Origin of the sequence: Roseburia sp. OM02-15 (assembly GCF_003481835.1) — a bacterium.
In the GTDB taxonomy this organism is placed as follows: domain Bacteria; phylum Bacillota; class Clostridia; order Lachnospirales; family Lachnospiraceae; genus Eubacterium_I; species Eubacterium_I ramulus_A.
Window position 1 is genome coordinate 1 of sequence record NZ_QULX01000038.1, and the last position, 7853, is coordinate 7853.

The window sequence follows — 7853 nt, forward strand, 5'->3', positions numbered from 1 at the left end:
GTTTTTTTCATGACGTTTTGTGCCTTGAGCAGCGCGAAAGGAATGGATATAAAAATGAAGAAACCGGCAGAATCAGCTACTACACTTCCAAAAGAGAAGTTGTTTATACCAGCCTGTTGATGTGTGAAAATGCACCACAGGAATGGCTGAATGTACCTGCTGAAAATATCAGACGGTTCCAGAAATCTGTCCGATATAAAAGGGCAGATAACAAAGAAGCCGCACTGAAAAAATTTAAACTTACTTTTCAGAAGCAGCGTTTATGGAATGAAGTTTTGAGGATAGAAAAAAGTTCAGACGCACAACTTGGCAGGTCATTTGAGTTCTCACTTCCGAAAGAATGGAGCCGACAGGAACAGATAAATTATACAACTGAATATATCCAAAAGACCTTTGTAGATAAGGGAATGTGTGCGGACTGGAGTATCCACGATAAAGGAGATGGGAATCCCCATGTGCATTTACTTGTGACGATGCGACCACTCAATCCAGACCACTCATGGGGGAACAAGGAAGTCAAGGACTGGGATTTTGTCAGAGATAAAAATGGAAATATCGTGGAGGATGAATCCCATCCGGACTGGTGGCAGGATAAAAAGAACCCTAACCGTCATGGAATCCGAATCCCGGTATTGGACGAAAATGGCAATCAGAAAGTCGGTGCAAGGAACCGTAAACAGTGGAAACGTGTATTAACCGATGCTACCGGGTGGAACAATCCACAAAATTGTGAGCTATGGCGGAGCGAATGGGCAAACGTCTGTAATGCACATTTGAAAACGGAAAATCACATTGACCACCGTTCTTATGCAAGGCAGGGAAAATTAGAGATACCGACGATCCATGAGGGTGCGGATGCCAGAAAAATTGATGAGAAATTTCAAAACGGACAGACATCCTCCGCTTCATGGAAAGTGGAGGAAAACCAGATCATAAAAAGACAAAATGCACTGCTGGGTAAAATAAAGATTTCTTTTGGAAAAGTATCCGGTGCATTGACACAATGGAAGGAGCGATTGGATGACATTAGAAGAAAGCCGGGAAGTCATTCCCATGATGGAGACAATGATAAATCAGATAGAGGAACAGCAGAAGCTTATGGCAGAGATGATACAGGAATTGCAGGAACGGGATCGACAGCTCCTGTCTTTTCAGGAGCAGAACCAGAGTTTAAAAAACTTAAACAGCGAATTATCCGGGCTGCTGAATCTTTTGCCAGATACAGAAGAACTGCTCTCACAGATCGAGCAACAGAAAACCAGAATCGAACAGTTGGAAACCGAGAATCAGCAATGGCAGGAATTAACGCAGAAGCTGAACAGCGAGAACAGCTTATTGCAGAAACAGAATACCGAATTGCTGACCTTAAACAGCAGATAGAGAAAGTGAGGGAGCTTGATGAACGGATGCAAAGACTTAGAGAACGTCGGGCAGGTGGAAGAACTTTTGCTGATGACAGAACAGATGCAGGACGAACTGGATCAGAAAGACCAGACAATTTTGGAACTGAACAAGCAGCTAAGCGAATCGCTGACCTTGAACGAGAAATTGAACAGCGAAAACAGAGTCGAGAATATCGAAGCATTGCGGACAAGATTAAGGCAAACAGAGGAGCGATTGACCAACGAGACAGACAGAAGGAAAAGAGCCGACGCAGAAGTCGTGGCATGGAAATTTAAGTATGAAAAAGCAGAACAGGAGAAACTTTATGCACAGACACACCAAAAGACGGTAGAGGTAGCTGTTGAGAAAAAAGTGCCTTATGAGAAATGTGAAAAATGTGACCGCACTGCTTACCAGAAAGCAAAAGAAAAATGCGATAACCGCAAAAGTCAGCTGGAAAAGAAATTTAAAAATATGACAACTGGTTATGAAAGTATCCTGTTCCTACTGGCATGGTACAGCATAACAATAACCCTGTTTACGGCTATTCTTTCGCCAGTTTTCCTTAACGACTGTATCACATTTTTCGGTGTGTTAGGAAAAGGAATGGGAAGCTTGTTTCGGGAGTTTGTCATAGGTGCAGCTTCTTTCGGACAGTTAAGCAGCGGAATACCTAACCGTATCCTTTCCGGGCTTATGTACTGGCTGATCGGAGCTATTGTTATGGGAATTTTATTTATCATAACCGGATTACTGATAGTTGGGATTGGCTATCAGGTTGGAAAAATCTACCGGAAATATTGCTGGGATATCCTCAGTATAATAGTGGCGATAACGAGTGCAGCTATTGTAATTTACTTTGGAGAATGGATAAAATCTGTTATTCCTGTAAATCTTATCACGCTGTTGCTACTGGTGCATGTGATTTATATTGGAATTCGATGCTATGTGAAAGACTGGCAGGAAGAACGGGGATATTATTAAGAGTAGGTCGGACAGCTAAATTTTTAAAGCTGTCCGATTTGTGCATAAAAATAAAATTTATTCGTTTGGATATTACTTTATTGGTTTTATTATAATAAAGCCAATTATAATAAGAAATAGTGTTAGTATCCATGAAATAGGAAAAGCATAATACAGAATATTTAACTGGCAATGCTGCCTGAAAATAGTATATATCCAGAGGATACGAAAACAACAGGTTCCTATGATAGTTGCAATAGCCGGGTATAAAGAGTGCCCAGTACCTCTTAATACACCTGTCGGAATCTCATAATAAAATGAACGCAGGCAGCGAAGCAACTGCGTTCATGAGCAAGTAGCGAAAGCGGATTGCGAATGTCCTATTTATATAACGTATACAAATGTAAATGGATATCTGATCCCGAATCTCACCTATAAATCCGGTGAGCAGATGGAGCAACTTGGCAAGTATGGTTTTCTTCACAGAGATTATCTGAAGAATCATCGAAATTCAACTTATCAGGTGATGCTTCTGCAGGACACCATTGGAGAGCATCTTCTGGAAGTAGACAAGGCAGCCAGAGAACGGGAAGAAGTGATTCTGAAACAGCTAGAGAAAAAAGAGCCTTTGCCGGATAAAGAGAAAGATCAGATTGTCTGGGTATGATCTGGTTACGGACAGTCCGACAAAGAGAATCTATGAAGCAGTGAAGCGTATTCCGAAAGGACATGTGGCAACTTATGGGAAGATCGCAGAGATGGCGGGAGACCACAGAATGGCAAGAGCCGTGGGCAATGCACTGCATAAGAATCCGGATCCGGAACATATTCCGTGCTTCAGAGTGGTCAATGCGAAAGGTGAACTGGCCGGGGCATTTGCGTTTGGTGGAGAGGATGTACAGGCAGAACTTCTTCGAGCGGATGGAGTTGAAGTGATAAATGGAAGGGTAGATTTGGAAAAATATGGAATATGTGTCTGCGGAAATCTGGGAAAAAATTCCGGAAGATATTAAGAAGATGATAAATTTTCAGCGGATCAGCTGTTAACAATGGAATAAAAGCTTGACAAATTTCTAAATTTTTATATAATTATCAAAGGTAATTAACTGTGATAATTACTAGAAGTGCCATGAATGCAAAAGAAAGTATAAGTGGTGATTTTACTGATAATATATAAGGAGGACAGAATATGACAAGTGAAATAATAAAAAGGATGTTCGATGCATGTTATCAGGCAAAGCGGACCCGGGAGATGCTCCCACCGTTGCCCGAAGGTGTTCGTTCATCCTTTATTCAATATCTGGATACGATACAGTCTTTGGAAGGACAGGGCGTACAGGTAAAGGTGTCGGATATCAGTGATGCAATGGAGCTTCCAAGACCGGGAGTTACAAGAACTGTCAAAGAGATGGAAGAAAAAGGATACCTTAAGAAAATGGCTTCTGAAGCAGATGGACGTGTCACATACATAGCTGTTACAAGAAAGGGAACAAATCTTTCGCAGAAATATGACGAACAATATTTTAAAAGTCTGCTCCCTTACATGGAAGAAATCTCGGACGAAGATGCAGAATGTATGATACGGACGATAGAGAAATTTTATCAGATCATGTGCGAAAGGAGAAAACATTACGATGAACGATAAGGCAGATTTTACACAAGGAAGCATACTTAAAAAACTGATTGCATTTATGATACCGGTGCTGGGATCATTGATCCTGCAGGCGGCATACGGTGCAGTGGATCTTCTGGTAGTTGGAAGATTCGGTTCTACATCCGGGCTTTCAGCGGTTTCTACGGGAAGTCAGGTATTGAATCTTGTAACTTTTGTAGTGACACAGTTTGCAATGGGTATTACGGTACTGATTGCGAGATATCTCGGTGAAAAGAGACCAGAGCAGATTGGATCGGTCATTGGCGGATCAGCAGTTGTATTTACGATGATTGCAGTCGGATTATTTATTGTTATGGTTGGATTTGCACATCCAATCTCAGTCCTGATGCAGGCTCCGAAAGAGGCGGTTGAGCTGACCTCGGTATATGTGCGTATCTGCGGAGGCGGTATTCTCTTTATTGTTGCATACAATCTTTTATCAGCAATTTTCCGTGGACTGGGGGACAGTAAATCACCGTTGCTATTTGTATTTGTTGCATGTATTGTAAATGTGATCGGAGATATAGTACTTGTGGCAGGATTTCATATGGACGCAGCAGGTGCGGCGATTGCAACTGTTGCAGCGCAGGCACTCAGCGTAGTATTTGCTATTGTTATTCTGATCAAAAAGGAACTTCCATTTAAGATTACCAGAAAAGATTTCGGGTTGAATAGTCAGTGTAAGAAATTCCTAAAGATCGGACTTCCGCTTGCACTGCAGGAGTTCCTGACACAGATGTCCTTCCTGGCACTTTGTGCATTTGTGAACCGGCTTGGCCTGGAAGCTTCTTCGGGTTACGGTGTTGCATGTAAGATTGTCAACTTTGCGATGCTGGTTCCAAGTGCGCTGATGCAGTCGATGGCATCCTTTGTATCTCAGAACATCGGAGCAGGCAAGGCAAAGCGTGCGAAGAAATCCATGTTTACCGGAATCGGTGTTGGCCTGGTTGTGGGATGTATAGTATTTTTATTGGTGATGTTTGGAGGCGATATACTGGCAGGGTTCTTCACAACGGATGTAGCCGTTATCCAGAAAGGGTATGCATATCTGAAAGGATTCGCACTGGAAACAATCGTGACAGCAATTCTGTTCAGTATGGTCGGATATTTCAATGGTAATAACAAGACGGTATGGGTAATGACACAGGGATTAATCCAGACATTGCTGGTACGTCTTCCATTTGCCTATGTGATGAGTATCCAGCCGAATGCAAGCCTGACGAAGATCGGTCTTGCGGCACCAGTATCGACAATGGTGGGAATCGTGCTAAATGTTGGATTTTATATTTATCTTGACCGTGCAGAGAAAAAAAGTAACGCTTTATAAATCATTATATGTTTAAAAAAGGGAGCGGGAGAGACACTGCAGGTAATTGCTTGAGACCAAGGGAATGCTTCTGGATGATGCATACAGCGTATCAGCTGGTTATATAATGTCAGTGACCAGAAAGCAGCAAAGCTGATAGAGGATACAGATAAAAGGCGTATGACAAATTATAACTTTTATACCGGGCAGAAGTGGGGAAAGGCCAGCAATTACACGTTGTGTCTGAACAGTTCACAGCTTGGATATGGCAGATGTGAAGCGGTTATTATGGAGTGCGCGAAATAAAAAATCCGGTTATAGTAAAATCCCATCTTTGGCAGTTGGAAAGAAAAAATGGCTGCATACCAAGCAAAATCAAGGTGTGCAAAAAAAATCTCAAATAATTAGCACTCACCTCTTGATCAAGCAACTTTTTAGGCAATAAACTTTACTCTTTGGCTTGCAGAAGAGGACAATCTTGCGTTGCTGGCGGATGCCGTTGGCTTGGAGATAACCTTTGATGAAACTGAGTCCAGCGTTGGAGATTTTAATGTAGACATTTATGCAACTGAAACAGGAACGGACAGAAAAACCATTATTGAAAATCAGCTTGAAGATACAGACCATGATTACCTTGGTAAATTGATTACATATGCCTCCGGCAAATCTGCCGATATTGTAATTTGGGTTGTCAAGAGAGCCAGAGAAGAACATCGCTCTGCAATTGAGTGGCTGAATAATCACACCGATGAGAATATTGCGCTCTTCTTGGTAGAAATCAAACTATACCAAATAGGCAGTTCGGATATCGCCGTTAAATTTGAAGTGGTAGAAAAGCCTAATGACTGGACAAGAAAGCCAACAGAATCCTTATATCTTATTCGGCAAATTTTTAAAATAAGGATAAGTGGTCTGAACAGTTCGATTGGGCGATGGACGTTGCCCTGAAGATGAAAAATACCTTCAAGAAATACTTATAAATAATAATCGCATTTGGTATACTTCCTGAAATGATTTTGAGACGTATACCATATCAGATTGCAATCCGACCATTTCAAACACCATATTTCAGAGAAATTGCATTGGCGATGAAAGATCGGACCAAAATTACTCCAGCAGTTAAAAAGTTCACAGAATATTTAAAATATAGGAACATTGATTAAATACTGAATCAAAACTAAAAAGTTTTCATTTGAAATTAATATGCAAATGGCTCAGTATTATTCAAACAAGGTATATTAAGAAACTTGCTTACCATCAATTATAGTAATTTTGATTAAGTAGCCTGTATGTGAAATAAAGAATACAGGCTACTTGTATTTTATAATTCTAATGAATCTTCCGCATCTACCCACATCTGCAAATTTCCATCAAGATATAATCTTGCATATTCAAGAGGTTCATCAATGGCGAGTGCGTTTAATGCACAGTCTGATCCTGGTGTGGTTTTTAAGTCCTTTTCTGCTTCCCAACAGTCAATGCGAAGCATATAGCCTGCACTGGTATAAACATCAATGCTGTTTCGTCCGGGATTATATTCTGCAAATATTGTTCTCATCGTATCTTATCTCCTTATCGATCAATAAATCATCTGTTACAAAAATCAGAAGCATTTCAATCAGTTCACCATGTCACTTTTATTTTGTGTTATACTGTTTTATATAATTTTTTTGCCCTTGTATTTTCCCTTATCAGTGTTCGTAAACACTGGTAGGACGATATAACACAAGGGAAACAATAAGGGAAAGCTCACCTGCGACAAATCCAGTGTTTTCAAGGAATTGCGGAGAATTTAATAACAAAATATAACAGTTATTAAATCTCTTAAAACAGGTGAAATCTCAATCGGAATTTAATGAGGTGATTTTGTTGGAGAAGATTATTGAATATATTAAGCAAAAATATAACCCTCTTTCCATTATCCTTTATGGCTCATATGCGAACGGAACAAACAATCTGAACAGTGATTTTGACGCATTGGTTATTTCTTATGACCATGAACAATTCCATGACACATCTTTTGTTAACGACATTCAGTTGGATGTTTTCGTGTATCCTGCTTCTTATTTTGATGGAGAATTTGATTGCAATAATTTCATCCAAATTTTTGATGGAATGATTATTGTGGATAACGAGGAACGAGGAAAAACACTCCAAATGAAGGTGCGTTCGTATCTACAAAACCGTCCCCAAAAAACAAAAGCAGAAATAGATGCAAATGTCGATTGGTGCATCAAGATGCTTGCACGAGTAAAACGATACGATGCTGAAGGGATGTTTCGGTGGCATTGGGTGTTGATTGACAGTTTGGAGATATTTTGTGATATCAAGCAGCATACTTATTTGGGACCGAAAAAGGCATTGAAATGGATGGAGAAAAACCATCCCAGTGCTTTTGTTTGCTACAAAAATGCACTTGATAATTTCAGTATAAATAGCTTGGAAGACTGGATTGCATATATAAAAAATGCTAATGGTACTACTTAATAAATTCCAGTTGTGCGCCCAGCTAAGGGTGTGTAGTCAAGCCGGTGGGATTCCGGTTTA

At 40.4% G+C, this 7853-nt stretch carries 7 protein-coding genes and 3 pseudogenes; 9 read left to right on the plus strand and 1 reads right to left on the minus strand.

Translation table 11 applies throughout. The features are described 5' to 3' along the window. Positions 1-17: 17 nt before the first annotated feature. The 8 genes and pseudogenes from DXB15_RS16390 to DXB15_RS16425 all read left to right on the plus strand — a co-directional run bounded on the left by DXB15_RS16390 (position 18) and on the right by DXB15_RS16425 (position 6254). Positions 18-1679, plus strand: a complete 1662-nt coding sequence (locus tag DXB15_RS16390; protein WP_242998914.1) for a MobA/MobL family protein — start codon at positions 18-20, stop codon at positions 1677-1679. Next, positions 1663-2367, plus strand: a complete 705-nt coding sequence (locus DXB15_RS16395; RefSeq protein WP_118703522.1) for a DUF6040 family protein — start codon at positions 1663-1665, stop codon at positions 2365-2367. The genes DXB15_RS16390 and DXB15_RS16395 overlap by 17 nt, the downstream gene beginning before the upstream one ends. Before the next feature lie 361 nt (positions 2368-2728). Beyond that, positions 2729-3010: pseudogene (locus DXB15_RS16400) on the plus strand (TnpV protein); the annotation flags it as partial. Further along, positions 3009-3359, plus strand: a pseudogene (locus DXB15_RS16405) (MGMT family protein); the annotation flags it as partial. The pseudogenes DXB15_RS16400 and DXB15_RS16405, both read left to right, overlap by 2 nt. Positions 3360-3535: 176 nt before the next feature. Then, complete coding sequence (locus DXB15_RS16410; protein ID WP_022046904.1) at positions 3536-3991, plus strand: MarR family winged helix-turn-helix transcriptional regulator; 456 nt, start codon at positions 3536-3538, stop codon at positions 3989-3991. After that, the gene (locus DXB15_RS16415) at positions 3981-5327 is read left to right on the plus strand and encodes an MATE family efflux transporter (RefSeq protein ID WP_117598414.1); all 1347 of its coding nucleotides are present in this window, start codon (positions 3981-3983) and stop codon (positions 5325-5327) included. Before DXB15_RS16410 ends, DXB15_RS16415 begins: the two co-directional genes overlap by 11 nt. A gap of 81 nt (positions 5328-5408) precedes the next feature. Next, positions 5409-5612, plus strand: a pseudogene (locus tag DXB15_RS17820) (AAA family ATPase); the annotation flags it as partial. A gap of 177 nt (positions 5613-5789) precedes the next feature. Beyond that, positions 5790-6254 (plus strand): hypothetical protein, encoded by a 465-nt coding sequence (locus DXB15_RS16425; RefSeq protein WP_242849410.1) that lies wholly within the window; start codon positions 5790-5792, stop codon positions 6252-6254. A 373-nt stretch (positions 6255-6627) separates the two neighbouring features. On the opposite strand, the gene DXB15_RS16430 is transcribed toward DXB15_RS16425, so the two are convergent. Continuing rightward, positions 6628-6864, minus strand: coding sequence for a DUF6061 family protein (locus DXB15_RS16430; RefSeq protein ID WP_054703081.1), 237 nt, complete (start codon positions 6862-6864; stop codon positions 6628-6630). Positions 6865-7166: 302 nt separating this feature from the next. Between DXB15_RS16430 and DXB15_RS16435 the strand changes: the two genes are divergently transcribed. Continuing rightward, positions 7167-7793 carry a nucleotidyltransferase domain-containing protein gene (locus DXB15_RS16435; RefSeq protein ID WP_243115683.1) on the plus strand — a complete coding sequence of 209 codons (627 nt, stop codon included), beginning with the start codon at positions 7167-7169 and terminating at the stop codon, positions 7791-7793. Positions 7794-7853: the final 60 nt, after the last annotated feature.

Excerpts from the sequence above, each read along its gene's own strand:
- DXB15_RS16410 (WP_022046904.1), top strand. The coding sequence starts at position 3,536 with ATGACAAGTGAAATAATAAAAAGGATGTTCGATGCATGTTATCAGGCA.
- DXB15_RS16415 (WP_117598414.1), top strand. The coding sequence starts at position 3,981 with ATGAACGATAAGGCAGATTTTACACAAGGAAGCATACTTAAAAAACTG.
- DXB15_RS16430 (WP_054703081.1), bottom strand. The coding sequence starts at position 6,864 with ATGAGAACAATATTTGCAGAATATAATCCCGGACGAAACAGCATTGAT.